This window comes from Xanthomonas pisi DSM 18956 (assembly GCF_001010415.1).
Classification (GTDB): Bacteria; Pseudomonadota; Gammaproteobacteria; order Xanthomonadales; family Xanthomonadaceae; genus Xanthomonas; species Xanthomonas pisi.
On the sequence record NZ_JPLE01000333.1, the window covers coordinates 1 to 215 of the forward strand.

The window sequence follows — 215 nt, forward strand, 5'->3', positions numbered from 1 at the left end:
CCAGAGATACAGCAGCCTGCTGGCGCTTGGTTTCTGCGGAGTTCAGACGCATAGCGGATGCACGGCCTTCTTCCAGCATACCAACTGCCATGCCCATTTCGCCACGAACGATAGAGCGACGTTCAAAGTTTACGTTCCAGCTTGCCAGAGGAATAGAGGGGAAATCACCATATTCAACTGCGGTGCCAGCTGGTTCAACGATGCCCTGAACGATT

General features: G+C 53.5%; 1 protein-coding gene. It reads right to left on the bottom strand.

Annotated features, from left to right (window positions below; translation table 11 throughout):
• Positions 1 to 215 (bottom strand): major capsid family protein (locus tag Y887_RS20890; protein ID WP_211257048.1); only part of this gene is annotated, 215 nt, incomplete at both ends.